General features: G+C 69.6%; 14 protein-coding genes. 9 read left to right on the plus strand and 5 right to left on the minus strand.

What is annotated here, in order from left to right:
- The first annotated feature begins 5 nt into the window (after nt 1-5).
- A complete protein-coding gene (locus tag FOB47_RS21085; protein ID WP_053822324.1) occupies nt 6-1,025 on the plus strand; it encodes a bile acid:sodium symporter family protein in 1,020 nt (339 codons plus the stop codon).
- A 172-nt stretch (nt 1,026-1,197) separates the two neighbouring features.
- Here FOB47_RS21085 and FOB47_RS21090 read toward each other — a convergent pair whose 3' ends face one another.
- Nucleotides 1,198-2,718: an N-acetylmuramoyl-L-alanine amidase gene (locus FOB47_RS21090; RefSeq protein ID WP_174782034.1), complete on the minus strand. Its 1,521-nt coding sequence runs from the start codon at nt 2,716-2,718 to the stop codon at nt 1,198-1,200.
- Nucleotides 2,712-3,224 carry a tRNA (adenosine(37)-N6)-threonylcarbamoyltransferase complex ATPase subunit type 1 TsaE gene (gene tsaE, locus FOB47_RS21095; RefSeq protein ID WP_174782035.1) on the minus strand — a complete coding sequence of 171 codons (513 nt, stop codon included), beginning with the start codon at nt 3,222-3,224 and terminating at the stop codon, nt 2,712-2,714. Before tsaE ends, FOB47_RS21090 begins: the two co-directional genes overlap by 7 nt.
- Nucleotides 3,225-3,240: 16 nt before the next feature.
- Here tsaE and queG point away from each other — a divergent pair, with 16 nt between their 5' ends.
- Nucleotides 3,241-4,449 (plus strand): tRNA epoxyqueuosine(34) reductase QueG, encoded by a 1,209-nt coding sequence (gene queG, locus FOB47_RS21100; RefSeq protein ID WP_174782036.1) that lies wholly within the window; start codon nt 3,241-3,243, stop codon nt 4,447-4,449.
- A 70-nt stretch (nt 4,450-4,519) separates the two neighbouring features.
- On the opposite strand, the gene FOB47_RS21105 is transcribed toward queG, so the two are convergent.
- The gene (locus FOB47_RS21105; protein ID WP_174782037.1) at nt 4,520-5,413 is read right to left on the minus strand and encodes an AEC family transporter; all 894 of its coding nucleotides are present in this window, start codon (nt 5,411-5,413) and stop codon (nt 4,520-4,522) included.
- Nucleotides 5,414-5,650: 237 nt separating this feature from the next.
- Between FOB47_RS21105 and FOB47_RS21110 the strand changes: the two genes are divergently transcribed.
- From FOB47_RS21110 to plsY, 6 genes are all read left to right on the plus strand, one after another.
- Nucleotides 5,651-6,292 (plus strand): chalcone isomerase family protein, encoded by a 642-nt coding sequence (locus tag FOB47_RS21110; RefSeq protein WP_174782038.1) that lies wholly within the window; start codon nt 5,651-5,653, stop codon nt 6,290-6,292.
- Between the two features lie 112 nt (nt 6,293-6,404).
- Nucleotides 6,405-7,376 (plus strand): tripartite tricarboxylate transporter substrate binding protein BugE, encoded by a 972-nt coding sequence (locus FOB47_RS21115; protein ID WP_053822329.1) that lies wholly within the window; start codon nt 6,405-6,407, stop codon nt 7,374-7,376.
- Between the two features lie 165 nt (nt 7,377-7,541).
- Entirely contained in the window at nt 7,542-8,090 is a 549-nt protein-coding gene (locus tag FOB47_RS21120; RefSeq protein WP_244959355.1) for a methylated-DNA--[protein]-cysteine S-methyltransferase, read from the plus strand.
- A 92-nt stretch (nt 8,091-8,182) separates the two neighbouring features.
- A complete protein-coding gene (gene xerD, locus FOB47_RS21125) occupies nt 8,183-9,079 on the plus strand; it encodes a site-specific tyrosine recombinase XerD (RefSeq protein WP_174782527.1) in 897 nt (298 codons plus the stop codon).
- Between the two features lie 17 nt (nt 9,080-9,096).
- On the plus strand, nt 9,097-9,591 hold the full coding sequence (ybaK, locus tag FOB47_RS21130) for a Cys-tRNA(Pro) deacylase (protein WP_006579148.1): 495 nt from the start codon (nt 9,097-9,099) through the stop codon (nt 9,589-9,591).
- 168 nt (nt 9,592-9,759) lie between these two features.
- Nucleotides 9,760-10,383 carry a glycerol-3-phosphate 1-O-acyltransferase PlsY gene (gene plsY, locus FOB47_RS21135; RefSeq protein WP_174782039.1) on the plus strand — a complete coding sequence of 208 codons (624 nt, stop codon included), beginning with the start codon at nt 9,760-9,762 and terminating at the stop codon, nt 10,381-10,383.
- A 53-nt stretch (nt 10,384-10,436) separates the two neighbouring features.
- Here plsY and FOB47_RS21140 read toward each other — a convergent pair whose 3' ends face one another.
- Together FOB47_RS21140 and FOB47_RS21145 are read right to left on the minus strand one after the other, a co-directional pair.
- A complete protein-coding gene (locus FOB47_RS21140) occupies nt 10,437-11,714 on the minus strand; it encodes an ATP-binding protein (protein ID WP_053822331.1) in 1,278 nt (425 codons plus the stop codon).
- Nucleotides 11,711-12,451: a response regulator gene (locus FOB47_RS21145; RefSeq protein WP_174782040.1), complete on the minus strand. Its 741-nt coding sequence runs from the start codon at nt 12,449-12,451 to the stop codon at nt 11,711-11,713. Before FOB47_RS21145 ends, FOB47_RS21140 begins: the two co-directional genes overlap by 4 nt.
- Nucleotides 12,452-12,734: 283 nt before the next feature.
- Here FOB47_RS21145 and FOB47_RS21150 point away from each other — a divergent pair, with 283 nt between their 5' ends.
- On the plus strand, nt 12,735-14,297 hold the full coding sequence (locus tag FOB47_RS21150; protein WP_244959356.1) for an MdtA/MuxA family multidrug efflux RND transporter periplasmic adaptor subunit: 1,563 nt from the start codon (nt 12,735-12,737) through the stop codon (nt 14,295-14,297).
- Nucleotides 14,298-14,321 lie beyond the last annotated feature (24 nt).

The following is a 14,321-nucleotide window of genomic DNA, read 5'->3' on the forward strand; positions in this document are numbered from 1 at the left end:
CAGTCATGTCCTTCCTGCTGAATCCCTTCAAGAAACTCTACGATCTGATCGACGGCTTCGTGCTGATCATGCTGGCCGCGATCGCTGTGGCGCTGGCCGCGCCGGAACTCGGCACCGGCGACGGTCCCCTGCATCTCGGGCTGGTGACCAGCCTCGGCGTCGCGCTGGTGTTCTTCCTGCACGGTGCCGCGCTGTCGCGCGACAAGCTGGTCGCCGGTGCGAAGCACTGGCGCCTGCATACCTTCGTGCAGGTCTTCACCTATGTCGTGTTCCCGCTGATCGGCGCGGCGCTGATGTTCGCGTTGCACGACCAGCTGCCGGCCGACCTGCTGCTTGGCGTGTTCTTCCTGTGCGCGCTGCCGTCGACGGTCTCGTCGTCGGTGGCGATGACCTCGATGGCGCGCGGCAACGTGCCCGGCGCGATCTTCAACGCGACCATCTCCGGACTGATCGGCATGGCGCTGACCCCGCTGCTGATGGGCCTGGTGATCAGCGCCAGCGGCGCATCGATGCCGCTGGGCAAGGCGCTGACCGGCGTGGCGCTGCAACTGCTGCTGCCGTTCGCGCTGGGCCAGCTGGCGCGTCCGGTGATCGGCGCCTGGCTGGGCCGGCACAAGGCCATCACCAGCAAGATCGACCGCGGCGTGATCGTGCTGATCGTCTACTCGTCGTTCTGCGACGCCACCGCCGAAGGCCTGTGGCACCAGTACAGCTGGCAGACCATCGCCTCCGTGATGGCGCTGGCGGCGGTGCTGCTGTTCGCGATCCTGGCCACCACCACCTTCGTCGCACGCCGGCTGGGTTTCGCGATCGAGGACGAGATCACCGCGGTGTTCTGCGGCTCGAAGAAGAGCCTGGCCAACGGCATCCCGATGGCCAAGATCCTGTTCGCCGGCCATCCGGCGCTGGGCCTGCTGGTGCTGCCGCTGATGGTCTACCACCAGCTGCAGCTGATCGTATGCTCGGTGATGGCCTCGCGCTACGCCAACCGCGAGCAGATCGAAGGCGCGGTCGCGCGGGCCTGACCGGGAACGTCGGCACCGCCTGGTGCCGTTTCCGCGCAAGCGGGACGCCGGCGTCCCGAGAAGCCACCGGGGTTCCCGCCTTCGCAAGGACGACAAGCGTTGCCATCGAACAAGAAAGGCCGGCGATTTGCCGGCCTTTTCTTTGGATCGTGGCGCCGATGGCGAGGCGCCCTTACACCGACGGGCTGCGCGACAGCGGCGGATTGCGCGCGAAGTAGCCGCGGATGCCGCGCAGGATCGCGTTGGCCAGCTGCTCCTGGTGGGCCTCGTCGTTGAGCTTGCGCTCTTCTTCCGGGTTGCTGATGAAGGCGGTCTCGATCAGGATCGACGGGATGTCGGGCGCCTTCAGCACGGCGAAGCCGGCCTGCTCGACATGGGCCTTGTGCAGCTGATGCATGCCGCCGATCTCTGACAGCACCGCCTTGCCGACGCGCAGGCTGTCGTTGATCTGCGCGGTAGTCGACAGATCCAGCAGCACGCGCGCGACCTGCGCGTCCTTGTTGTTCATGTTGGCGCCGCCGATCAGGTCGGCCGCGTTTTCCTTGTTGGCCAGCCAGCGCGCGGCCGAGCTCGACGCGCCGCGCTCGGACAGCGCGAACACCGAGGCGCCGCGCGCCTCCGGCTTGACGAAGGCGTCCGCGTGGATCGACACGAACAGGTCGGCCTTGACGCGGCGCGCCTTCTGCACGCGCACGTTCAGCGGCACGAAGAAGTCGGCGTCGCGCGTCATCATCGCCCGCATATTGGGCTGCGCATCGATCTTGGCGCGCAGACGCTTGGCGATCTGCAGCACCACGTCCTTCTCGCGCGAGCCGGCGGCGCCGATCGCGCCCGGGTCCTCGCCGCCATGGCCGGGGTCGATCGCGACCGTCAGCAGCCGGCGCATCTTGAAGCGCGACGGCGCGGGATCGTCGGCCGGATCGTTCTTGCCCGGCTTGTCCTGTGCGAGCGGCGCCTGAGGCTGCGGCGGCTGGGTCGCCGGCGAGCCGGCGGGCGGCTTCGGTCTGGTGGCGGCGACCGGCGGATTGGCGGGCAGCGGCGGCGTGGCCGGCGTCTTCGCCTGGTCTTCGAACTGGCGCACCAGCGCGGCGATCGCGTCCTCTTCGCTGCTCGGCGGCGCGCCGGCCACGCTGTCGGCGCTGTCGGTGGCCGGCGTCGAGGCGAAGCGGCGCTGCTTGTCCTCGGTCTCGCGCACCAGCTTCCACAACGGATCGGGCGGATTGACCGGGTACAGATCGAACACCAGCCGGTTGCGGTACTGGCCGATCGGCCCCAGCGTGAACACCTGCGGCGAGATGTCTTCCTTCAGGTCGAACACCAGCCGGACCACGCGCGGCCGGTTCTGGCCCACGCGGACGGACTGGATATACGGATCGTTGGGCGTGATCTTGGCGACGAGCTCGCGCAGCGTCGGCGACAGGTCCAGGCCATCGATATCGACCACCAGCCGATCGGGATTGCGCACCATCGTGTGGACCGCGGCGAGTCGCTCGTCCGATTCGATCGTCACGCGCGTATAGTCCTCGGCCGGCCAGACCCGTACCGCGACGATGCCGGCGCCGGCCGCGATCTGCGGACCCGCGAGCGTCAGCACGATCGTTCCGGCGCCGGCTTTCAGGCATTGCGCCAGCCATTTGCGGCGGGCGAGCAGCAGTTCATCGGGACGGTCGGTGGCGAGGCGCTTGATCAGCATGCGTGCAGCAGGAGAAGTCCGGTTGGAGTATAGGCCCGCAGGATCGCGACTCGCCGATCGGCGGCCTCATCGCTGGGCGAGGTGTCCGATTGGAGCAACAGGTGCAGGTCGGGTTCCCCAAGCAGCGACGCGGCCTTCTCCGGCCACTCGACCAGATTGAAGGCGGGCTCGGCAAAACAGTCGCGAAATCCCGCGTCGAGCCATTCCTCGGGATCGGCGAAGCGATAGAGATCGAAGTGATAGACGGTCAGCGGCGAACCGTCGGCGCGCGCGACCTGGTATGGCTCGCACAGCGTGTAGGTCGGGCTGCGGACCTTGCCCGCATGGCCGAGCGCGCGCAGCACCGCGCGCGACAGCGTGGTCTTGCCCGCGCCGAGATCGCCCGACAGCTGAACATGCACCGTCTGCGGCGGCAAGGCGCGCACCGCGCCGGCGAGCGCCGCGCCGAGGCGGTCGGTGGCCGCTTCGTCGGGCAGGATCACGGTGCGTTCTTCGAGCAGGGGCATTGCGTACAATTCAGGAATGATCGACCGAGCAGCACAGGCGCCTGACGCCGTTCTCAGCGGGACGCCAGCGGCGCAGCACGCCACCGGCGCGGATCCGCATGCGCTGGTCGCGCAGATTCGCGCCTGGGGCGCGGCGCTCGGCTTCGACGACGTGCGCGTCGCCGACGTGGACCTGGGCCATGCCGAAGCGGGTCTGCTCGAATGGCTGGCGCAGGGTTGCCATGGCGACATGGATTATATGGCGAACCATGGGCTCAAGCGCGCGCGGCCGGCCGAACTGGTGCCCGGCACGGTGCGCGCGATCGTCGCGCGCATGCCTTATCTGCCCGCTTCCACCCATGACGAAGACGACGGCGATGGCAACGACTGGCGCGGGCGCGAGTTCGCGCGGCTGGCGCAGGTCGAGGGCGGCGGCACCGCGGCCACGATCTCGCTGTACGCCCGCGGCCGCGACTATCACAAGGTGCTGCGCACGCGCCTGCAGCAGCTGGCCGGCCGCATCGAAAGCGCGATCGGCCCGTTCGGCTATCGCGTCTTCACCGACTCGGCACCGGTGATGGAAGTCGCGCTGGCCGGCCAGGGCGGCCTGGGCTGGCGCGGCAAACACACGCTGCTGCTGGACCGCGACGGCGGCTCGATGTTCTTCCTCGGCGAGATCCTGGTCGATCTGCCGCTGCCGGTCGACCCGCCCGCCTCCGCGCATTGCGGCCAGTGCCGCCGCTGCATCGACATCTGCCCGACCCAGGCCATCGTCGGCCCGTACCGGCTCGATGCGCGCCGCTGCATCTCGTACCTCACGATCGAGCACAAGGGCGCGATTCCCGAGGAACTGCGCGCGCCGATGGGCAATCGGGTCTATGGCTGCGACGACTGCCAGCTGGCCTGTCCGTGGAACAAGTTCGCGCACCGCGCGACGCTGCCCGACTTCGCCGTGCGCAACGGCTTCGATGCGCCGGACATGATCGAGCTGTTCGGCTGGAGCGAGGAAGAATTCAATCGGCGTCTCGAAGGCAGTCCGATCCGGCGCATCGGCCACGAACGCTGGCTGCGCAATCTGGCCGTGGGGCTGGGCAATGCGCTGCGCGGAGCCGGCGCGCCGGCGCAGGCCGGGCGCATTCGCGCGGCCCTGCTGGCGCGCGCCGAACATCCGTCGGCGCTGGTGCGCGAGCACGTCGCCTGGGCGCTCGCGCAGCGGCCGCAGTCGCCGCAGCCACGGCCGCGGTAGCAGCGGCCACGGCCGCCGCCCCGGTGGCAGCCGCAGCCGCGGTCGGGGTAGCAGCCTCGCCTGCAGCCGCCTAGCTGACCAGCGCCAACCACAACGGCGCGGTAAAGATCGCCGACACCGTCATCGCGGAAATCGCCGCGGCCACCATCGGCCCGTTGCCGCCCATGCGGACCGCGAGGATATAGGCGCTCGACGCGGTCGGCATCGCGGCATAGAGCACCGCGATCTGCAATTGCAGCGGCGACAGCGGCAGATGCCGGCCGACGGCCCAGGCGAAGGCCGGCATCGCCAGCAGCTTGACCCCGGTCCACCAGGCCACCGGCCCGACCGTGCCGACCGCGCCGCGCATCTGCAGGCCCGCGCCGACCGTCATCAGGCCGAGCGCGGTCGACGCCGAGCCCAGCCGGGCCAGCGTCATGCCCAGGACCTCGGGCGGATGCAGCCCGAGCAGGTTGGTGATCAACCCGCCGGCGGTCGCCAGGATCAGCGGATTGCGCGCCAGCTCGCGCCACAGCCGCGCCTCGCCGTGCCGCGCCAGCGCCCAGACGGCGGCCACATTGCACATCGGCACCACGCAGCCGACGATCACCGCCATCATCGCCAGCCCTTCGCTGCCGCCGAGGCGCGACGCCAGCGCCAGCGCGATATATGAATTGAAGCGGAACGCGGTCTGCAGGCCCGAGGCGAAATCGACCGGGTCGGGCCGCAGCACCCATTTGACCGCGTAGCCGGCGGCCATGCCGAACACCGTGGTCAGCACCGCCAGCCCGAGCATCGCCGAGGTGGTCGAGAAATCGAATACCGCGCTGTTGGTCGCCTGCAGCAGCAGCGCGGGGAACAGCACGAAGTAGACCAGGCGTTCGACGCCGGACCAGAAACCGCGATCGAACGAGGTATAGCGCACCAGCAGCCAGCCGATCAGGATCAGGCTGAAATCGGGCACCATCAGCAGGGCAGGCGACATCGGCGTCTTGTTGTTGTCGGGGACGCGGGGGCGCGTCGGAGGATGTCAGGAAGATGGCAGGAACGATGGCCGAAGCCCGCGCGGACGGCGTTCCAGCAGCGCGCCGAGGCGGCCCGGAGTGCGCCCTAGGGCAGATACGGATTGGTATTGTTTCAGAAAACCCGGAAGATGGCACGCTCCGGCATCTCCGTCGATCTCATTCCGCTTCCCATTCCGTCCTCGATGTACCGCCCCGCCATGCCTGCCCCCCGCCCCCCTTCCGCCCGCGCTCCGCTGGACCGGACCGCACGGACCGCACGCCGCCTGCGTCAGTGGCTGGCGATCTGCTGCGTGGCCGTGGCGGGCGCGCTGCCGGCGGCGGCGAGCGCGATCGAGATCGAGGGCGTGCGGCTGGACGAGGCGACCCGCCTCGGCGGCAAGGAACTGCAGCTCAACGGCGCCGGCCTGCGTTCGGTGTTCATCGTCAAGGGCTATGTGGCCGCGCTGTATCTGCCGGAGAAGGTGCGCAACGCCGCCGTGGTGCTGGGCGCCAAGGGTCCGAAGCGGCTGCAGATCCGGCCGCTGCGCGAGGTGGAATCGAGCACCTTCGTCAAGGCGCTGAACGAAGGCATGCGCGAGAACCACAACGAGGCGCAGCTGGAGAAGTTCGCCGATCGCCTGCACCAGCTGGAGCAGGCGATGAACCAGGTCGGCACCGCGCGCAAGGGCGACGTGATCGACTTCGACTACACGCCGGACAGCGGCACGGTGATCGCCGTCAATGGTACGCCGCGCGGCAAACCGATCCCCGGCGAGGATTTCTACCAGGCCGTGCTGCGTATCTTCCTGGGCGAACGCCCGGTCGATCGCGATCTGAAGCGTGGCCTGCTCGGCGGCTGACCGGCCGCCGATGCATCGCGCCGGCGTGGCGGGCCCTACCGGGTCCCTGGCCGGCATTTTCAGTTCTGGACGGACACTCTCCGTCCGGCTTCACGACGGGAGACACGATCTCATGCAAAGCAAACACATTGCCCTGGCCCTGGGTCTGGCCGCCTGCGCCTCGCTGGCACAGGCACAGAGCAACTATCCGAGCAAGCCGATCAAGCTGATCATTCCGTTCGCCCCGGGCGGCACCACCGACATCGTCGGCCGCGGCGCGGCCGACCAGATGAGCAAGATCCTGGGCCAGCCGGTGGTGGTCGAGAACCGCGCCGGTGGCGGCGGCTCGATCGGCGCCGACGCGATCGCCAAGGCGGCGCCGGACGGCTACACGATCGGCATCTCGACGGTGTCGACGATGGCGGTCAACCCCGCCTGCAATCCGAAGCTGTCGTACGACCCGATCAAGGACTTCAAGCCCATCACGAACCTGGCCAACGTCGCCAACGTGATCGCGGTCAACCCGAACTTCCCGGCCAAGGACTACAAGGAATTCCTGGCCGCGCTGAAGGCCAACCCGGGCAAGTACTCGTACGCGTCGTCGGGCACCTGCGGCTTCGGCCATATGCTGGGCGAGCAGTTCAAGGTCTCGACCAAGACCTTCATGGTCCATATCCCCTACCGCGGCGCGGGCCCGGCGCTGAACGACGTGCTGGCCGGCCAGGTGCCGATCATGGTCGACAACCTGCCCTCATCGATGCCGCACATCAAGGCCGGCAAGCTGCGCCCGATCGTGGTGGCCGCCGAGAAGCGCCTGGACTCGCTGCCCAACGTGCCGACCTTCGGCGAAATGGGCCTGAAGGAGCCGAACGATCCGGCCTGGTACGGCCTGGTGGCGCCGGCCGGCACGCCCGACGACATCATCAAGAAGCTGAACGAGGCCGCCGTCAAGGCGCTGCAGGACAAGGGCTTCCGCGAACGCCTGATCGCCGCCGGCGCCGAGCCGTCGGGCAACTCGCCGGCGCAGCACGCCGCCGAGATCAAGAAGGAGTTCGACAAGATGCGCAACCTGGTCAAGGTGCAGAACATCAAGCTCGAGCAGTGATGGGCCAATAGGTCGCCCTTGGCAGTACGCCCCTCTCCCGCTTGCGGGAGAGGGAGTTCTCCCCGAAGCCTCGGCAAAGGCAGCCGCGCACTCGTCGCGGTTTTTTTTCGCCCCTCGCGCCCGACGCACTAGAATCCGGTATCCGGATCGACCGTTGTCCCGCCCATGCAGCTCCATCCGAATCCGTCGACGGATTCTCCTCCGGCCTCGCTCCAGCCCGATCGCGACGCCAGGCTCGCCGCCCGCTTCGATGCCATCCTGGCCGCGCCATTCGGCCGCATCGGCGTGCGTGCCGATGCGCAGTGCATCCACGCGATCCACTTCCTGCCCGAGCGTTTCGCGCTGCGCGGCGCCGACCTGCCGCCGATCCGGCAGCTGGCGGCGCAGCTGGAGGCCTACTACGCCGATCCCGACGCGCCGCTCGACGTGCCGCTGGCGGGCACCGGCACCGAGTTCCAGCGCCGCGTCTGGCAGGCGATCCGCGCGGTGCGGTGCGGCCGCACCGCGACCTATGGCGAACTGGCGGCCAATGTCGGCGGCACCGCGCGCGCGGTGGGCCAGGCCTGCGGCGACAACCCGTTCCCGCTGGTGGTGCCCTGCCATCGCGTGGTCGGCGCCAAGGGCCTGGGCGGCTTCGCGCATCACGGCGAGGACGGCTTCCATCTCGAAGTCAAACGCTGGCTGCTGCGCCACGAGCGGGTGATGCTGCTGTGAACGCGGCGCACGACAGCAGGGCGGCGCTGGCGGACCAGCCTGCGCCGCTTGACGACCGCGCCGACGATGGCGATGCGCAGCGCGAAGCGGACATCGCCGCGGACCTGACGCTGGTCGACCGCTTCTGCGACGCGCTGTGGCTCGAAGACGGACTCGCGCGCAACACCATCGACGCCTACCGTCGCGATCTCGCGCTGCTGGCGCGCTGGCTGCGCGGCGAGCGCGGCGTGGCGCTGCTGGCGGCCGACGACGGCGCGCTGTCCGGCTACTTCGCCGCGCGCCATCCGGACACGCGGGAGTCGTCGGCGAACCGGCGGCTCGCGGTATTCCGGCGCTTCTACCGCTGGGCGCTGCGCGAGCATCTGGTCCAGGCCGACCCCTGCCTGCTGCTGCGCGCCGCCAAGCAGCCCCCGCGCTTTCCGAAGACGCTGAGCGAGGCCCAGGTCGAGGCGCTGCTGCAGGCGCCGGACATCGACACGCCGCTCGGCCTGCGCGACCGCACGATGCTGGAGCTGATGTACGCCAGCGGCCTGCGCGTATCCGAGCTGACGCAGATGAAGACGGTCGAAATCGGCCTGAACGAGGGCGTGGCGCGTGTGGTCAGCGGCAAGGGCAACAAGGAACGGCTGGTGCCGTTCGGCGCCGAGGCCGGCGTCTGGCTGCGCCGCTATCTGGCCAGTGCCCGTCCCGCGCTGCTGGGCCAACGCGGCAGCGACGCGCTGTTCGTGACCCAGCGCGGCGAGGCGATGACGCGCCAGGCCTTCTGGTACCTGATCAAGCGCTATGCGCGCCAGGCCGAGATCCACGCCCCGCTGTCGCCGCATACGCTGCGCCATGCGTTTGCGACGCATCTGCTGAACCACGGCGCCGACCTGCGCGTGGTGCAGCTGCTGCTTGGCCATGCCGATATCTCGACCACGCAGATCTACACGCACGTCGCGCGCGAACGGCTGCGTGTCCTGCATCAGCAGCATCATCCGCGCGGCTGACCGCGCGAGCAAACTCCATGGCAAAGACCAGACATATCTCCGAAACGCCGGCCACGCAGATGCTGCGCCAGCATGGCATCGCCTTCGGCGAGCACCCGTATGACTATGTCGAGCACGGCGGCACCGAGGAATCGGCGAAGCAGCTCGGCGTCGACGAGCATCACGTGGTCAAGACGCTGGTGATGGAAGACGACAAGGCACAGCCGCTGATCGTGCTGATGCATGGCGACCGCACCGTGTCGACCAAGAACCTGGCGCGGCAGATCGGCTGCAAGAGCGTGCAGCCGTGCAAGCCCGAGGTCGCGCAGCGCCACAGTGGCTACCTGGTCGGCGGCACCTCGCCGTTCGGCACGCGCAAGCGCATGCCGGTCTATGTCGAGGAGGGTGTGCTGGCGCTCGAGCGCATCTATATCAATGGCGGCCGGCGCGGCTATCTGGTCAGCATCGAGCCGGCCGTGCTGACCGCGCTGCTGGGCGCCAGGCCGGTGCAATGCGGGCTGGCGGAGGGCTGAACAGCGCGGTGCCCTCTTCTGTGCCCTCTTCTGTGCCCTGGCCTGTGCGCTGGTTCATGCCCGGGTAATCACGGTCGTGAGCGTCACGCCGGCGCGCTACAATCGCGCCAGTTTTTTGCGACCGTTCCGGTTCTCCCCGCCTTTCCGCTGCTTTTCCGAACCCCGCCCATGGCCAATCTCGCCAATCTCGTCTTTGCCCTGCTCGCCTATCTGATCGGTTCGATCTCCTTCGCTGTCGTGGTCAGCAAGACGATGGGACTGCCCGATCCGCATTCCTACGGCTCGGGCAATCCGGGCGCGACCAACGTGCTGCGCACCGGCAACAAGAAGGCGGCGCTGCTGACGCTGCTGGGCGACGGGCTCAAGGGCTGGCTGGCGGTCTGGCTGGCGCAGCGCCTCGGTCCCGACTACGGCGTCGACCAGACCGGCATCGCGCTGGTCGCGGTGGCGGTGTTCCTCGGCCACCTGTTCCCGGTGTTCCACCGCTTCGCGGGCGGCAAGGGCGTGGCGACCGCGGCCGGCATCCTGTTCGCGATCCACCCTTGGCTGGGCCTGGGCACGCTGGCGACCTGGCTGATCATCGCCTTCTTCTTCCGCTACTCGTCGCTGGCCGCGCTGGTGTCGGCGATCTTCGCGCCCTTCTTCTACGTGCTGATGTTCGGGATCGACGTGATGGCAGCGGCGATCGTCGCCATCAGCGCGCTGCTGATCCTGCGCCATCGCCAGAACATCGCCAAGCTGCTGTCGGGGCAGGAGAGCCGCATCGGCGAAAAGAAAAAGCCGCAGCAGTAAGCTGCGGCTTCGCGGCCGGCAGGCGCTTGACGTCCCTGCTTGACGTCCCTGTCTTACGCCGCCTTGGCCAGCTGCGCGAACGGGAACACCATCTCGACGCGCAGGCCGCCCTCGGGCCGGTTGCCCAGCGTCAGCCGGCCGCCGGACTGGCGCACCAGCCGGTCGACGATCGCCAGCCCCAGACCCGAATGCGCATTGCCGCCGCGGGCCGGGTCCAGCCGCACGAACGGCAGCGTGACCTTGTCGAAGGCGTCCTCCGGAATGCCGCTGCCCGCGTCCTCGACCACCAGCTGCCAGCCGTCCGCCACGCGCGCGGTGCGGATGCTGACCGGCGGCGCGCCGTAGTGGTAGGCATTGTCGACCAGGTTGCCGACGATCCGATCGAGCTGCGTGGCGATCATGCGGAAGCCCTCGCCGGCCTCCAGAGACAGGTCGACCGGCCGCTCCTGCTCGGCGAGCGAGGCCGCCAGTTCCGCCATGCGGCGATCGACCGGCACCGGGCGCGCCGTCGGCTCGGCGCTCTGCGCAAAGGCGAGGAACTGCTCGACGATCGCCGACATCGACTCCACGTCGCGCGTCACGCCCGCCGCCGCCTTTGGATCGGCCAGCATCTCGGCGCGCAGCCGCAGCCGCGCCAGCGGCGTCTTCAGGTCGTGCGCGATGCCGGCCAGCATCGTGTTGCGCTCCTGATCGATACGCGCCAGGTCCGCCACCATCTTGTTGAAGCGCTCGATCAGCTGGCGCAGCTCCAGCGGGCCGCGCTCGCGCAGCGGCGTCACCGGCTGCTGGCGCGACAGCTGCCCGGCGGCATTGGCCATCTCGCGCACCGGCCGCTGGATCTGCCAGGCGACCAGCAGCGCGAACACGATCGCCACGCTTACCACCAGCATCGCGCCGGGGATCAAGCGGTTGTCCAGCGGCGGGTTATGGACCCACAGGATCGGCATCGCGATCCAGTCCTGGCGCGTCGGCAGCTTGATCCAGATGCGCGGCGTGTCCTCGTCCTCGATACGCACCTGGGTGCCGGGCGGCAGCCGGCCGGAGAAACGTTCGACCAGCCGGCGCGAGCGGTCGGTCGGCGCGCGCGCATGTTCCTCGGCACTCGCCTCGCCGGCGACCTCGACCAGGCTCGGCAGCTTCGCCGGCGGCCTGGCGTCGAGCGCGCGCTGGATGCTGTCGAGCTGGAACAGCATCTGCTCGACCGAATATTCCATCCGCTGCTCGCGCCGATCCATTCGCAGGATCGCCAGCCACGAGAAATGGCTGATCACCAGCACCGCTGCGATCAGCAGCGCCATGCGGCCGAACAGCGTGTCGATGCGCAGCTTCATGAGGCGGCCTGGTCCGCGTGATCGGCCTCGTCGGGCACGAAGGTGTAGCCCCGCCCGCGCACCGTCTGGATATAGCGCGGCCGCTGCGCGTCCTCGTCGAGCAGCCGGCGCAGGCGCCAGATCTGCACGTCGATACCGCGGTCGCTGACGCCGCTGGCCGCGCCGTACATCAGTTCGACGATGCGCTCGCGCGACAGCACCTCGAGCGGATGCATCAGCAGCAGCTTCAGCAGCGCGAATTCGGTGTCGCTGATCGGCAGCGTCTGGCCGGACCGCACCAGCGTGCGCTGGCGGAAGTCGACCTTGAACGGGCCGAAGCTGACGCTGTCGCGGTCTTCGGGAGCCGCCGCCGGACGCGCCAGCTTGCGGCGCAGCACCGCGTTGATCCGGGCCAGCAGCTCGCGCGGCGAGAACGGCTTGCCGAGGTAATCGTCGGCGCCGATCTCGAGGCCGACGATGCGGTCGATCTCGTCGCTGCGCGCGGTCAGCAGGATCACCGGGATATCGTCGTTGCGCGCGCGCAGCTTGCGCAGCGCGGTCAGGCCGTCGACCTTTGGCATCATCAGATCGAGCACGATCAGCGCCGGACGCTCGCGCTCGAGGCGGGCCTGCAGGCCGTCGCCGTCGTGCAGCACGGAAACGGCGAAGCCTTGCTGGGTCAGGTATTCGCGCAGCAGGTCGCGCAAGTCGGGATCGTCGTCGACGACCAGGATCTGGGTGGGCTGATTGGATCGCATAGCCGGATGATAAACAGGCACGCCGGCCGGGCCGCCGCAATGTTGTTTCGGCAAGTTACACCGGGGGCGCTGGTAATTATCTGTAATAAAGCCCTTCCGTGCCGACATAGGTCTGCCCCGCCTCACGCCGTATCCTTGCCACGTCGCCGCAGGTGGGGCCCGCTCCGCATCCGGAGCCGGCCCTGACCGTTGCGGCATACTTCTGCGTCTTTCCATCGATCAGAAGGGCCGCGCACCGAGCGTGCGCAGGACCCCGCTTCAGGACCGCTTCAGGACCCAGTGCATGGCCAATCCCGACTCCAATCCGCCCGCCAAACCCACGACCCACGGCGAGGATCATCCGATCGATGCCTCCACCGAGGCGCCCGCCGGCCGGCCCGCTGAAGGTTCCGGCTCCGGCCCGCATCGCGGCCGCGACCCCGTCCGGCCTGCCCCCGGCTCGCCCCGGCGCGGCCGGCGCGGCGCCTGGATCGCCGGCCTGCTGGTGCTGCTGCTGGCCGGCGGCGGCTGGTACTGGTACAGCCAGCGCGGCGCGTCCGATGCCGGCCAAGCGGGCCAGCCAGGCCCCGGCGGCCGCATCCCCGGCGGACCGGGCGGCCCAGGGGGTCCCGGCCGCGGCATGAGCGGCCCGGCCGCGCCGGTGGTGGTCAGCCCGGTCGTGCAGCGCGATATGGACGTGGTGCTCAATGGCCTGGGCAACGTGACCCCGGTCGCCAACGTCACGGTGCGCGCGCAGGTCTCCGGCCCGCTGCTGCGCGTGCTGTTCAAGGAGGGCCAGATGGTCAAGGCCGGCGACCTGCTGGCCGAGATCGATCCGCGTCCGTTCCAGGCCGCGCTCGACCAGGCGCTGGGCCAGCTGGCGCGCGACCAGGCGCTGCTGCAGAACGCGCGCATCGACCAGCAGCGCTATCGCACGCTGCTGGCGCAGGATTCGATCGCCAAGCAGCAGGTCGACACGCAGGACGCGCTGGTGCGCCAGTACGAGGGCGTGGTCAAGACCGACCAGGCCAATGTCGACAACGCGCGCCTGCAGCTGGGCTACACCCGCATCAAGGCGCCGACCTCGGGCCGCATCGGCCTGCGCCAGGTCGACCCGGGCAATATCGTCAGCACCTCGGATGCCAACGGCATCGCGCTGATCACGCAGATCCAGCCGATCGCCGTGCTGTTCTCGATCCCGGAGGACAACCTGCCCAGCGTGCTCAGGCAACTGAACGCCGGCCAGACGCTGCCGGTACAGGCCTGGGACCGCCAGGCGCGCAACAAGCTGGCCGACGGCACGCTGCTGACCACCGACAACCAGATCGATACCACCACCGGCACGGTGCGGCTCAAGGCGGTGTTCCGCAACGACGACGGCATGCTGTTCCCGAACCAGTTCGTCAATGTGCGGATGCGGGTCGATACGCTGCCCGGCGCCACCGTGGTGCCGGTCGCGGCGATCCAGCGCGGCCAGCAGGGCACCTTCGTCTACGTGGTCGACCAGCAGAACAAGGTCAAGGTGCAGACCGTCGCGCTGGGACCGAGCGACGGCGAGCAGACCGCCGTGCTGCGCGGCGTGCAGGCCGGCCAGCGCGTGGTGGTCGACGGCGCAGACCGGCTGCGCGAAGGCATGACGGTGCAGACCGTCGATCCGGCGGCGCGCGCCGCGGCGGTGGCGCCGGCCAGCGAGCCGCGCGCGCGTGGCCGCCGACTTCGTGCCGGCGGCGCCTCGGGCCCGGAGGCCGCCGGACCGCGCGGTCCGCGTCCGCAGGACGGCGCCAGCGCGCCGGCCGCCGGCGCCGCGCCATCCGCGAGCCCGTCCGCGGCCTCGGCCTCCGCCGCCGCGCCGGCACCGCGCCAATGAGCCCGCGCCGTAGCCGTACCGAGG

Origin of the sequence: Cupriavidus gilardii, assembly GCF_013347325.1 — a bacterium.
Classification (GTDB): domain Bacteria; phylum Pseudomonadota; class Gammaproteobacteria; order Burkholderiales; family Burkholderiaceae; genus Cupriavidus; species Cupriavidus gilardii.

Excerpts from the sequence above, each read along its gene's own strand:
- FOB47_RS21140 (WP_053822331.1), bottom strand. The coding sequence starts at position 11,714 with ATGAAGCTGCGCATCGACACGCTGTTCGGCCGCATGGCGCTGCTGATC.
- FOB47_RS21145 (WP_174782040.1), bottom strand. The coding sequence starts at position 12,451 with ATGCGATCCAATCAGCCCACCCAGATCCTGGTCGTCGACGACGATCCC.
- FOB47_RS21110 (WP_174782038.1), top strand. The coding sequence starts at position 5,651 with ATGCCTGCCCCCCGCCCCCCTTCCGCCCGCGCTCCGCTGGACCGGACC.
- FOB47_RS21105 (WP_174782037.1), bottom strand. The coding sequence starts at position 5,413 with ATGTCGCCTGCCCTGCTGATGGTGCCCGATTTCAGCCTGATCCTGATC.
- FOB47_RS21115 (WP_053822329.1), top strand. The coding sequence starts at position 6,405 with ATGCAAAGCAAACACATTGCCCTGGCCCTGGGTCTGGCCGCCTGCGCC.
- FOB47_RS21085 (WP_053822324.1), top strand. The coding sequence starts at position 6 with ATGTCCTTCCTGCTGAATCCCTTCAAGAAACTCTACGATCTGATCGAC.
- queG (WP_174782036.1), top strand. The coding sequence starts at position 3,241 with ATGATCGACCGAGCAGCACAGGCGCCTGACGCCGTTCTCAGCGGGACG.
- FOB47_RS21090 (WP_174782034.1), bottom strand. The coding sequence starts at position 2,718 with ATGCTGATCAAGCGCCTCGCCACCGACCGTCCCGATGAACTGCTGCTC.
- FOB47_RS21120 (WP_244959355.1), top strand. The coding sequence starts at position 7,542 with ATGCAGCTCCATCCGAATCCGTCGACGGATTCTCCTCCGGCCTCGCTC.
- FOB47_RS21150 (WP_244959356.1), top strand. The coding sequence starts at position 12,735 with ATGGCCAATCCCGACTCCAATCCGCCCGCCAAACCCACGACCCACGGC.
- ybaK (WP_006579148.1), top strand. The coding sequence starts at position 9,097 with ATGGCAAAGACCAGACATATCTCCGAAACGCCGGCCACGCAGATGCTG.
- plsY (WP_174782039.1), top strand. The coding sequence starts at position 9,760 with ATGGCCAATCTCGCCAATCTCGTCTTTGCCCTGCTCGCCTATCTGATC.
- tsaE (WP_174782035.1), bottom strand. The coding sequence starts at position 3,224 with ATGCCCCTGCTCGAAGAACGCACCGTGATCCTGCCCGACGAAGCGGCC.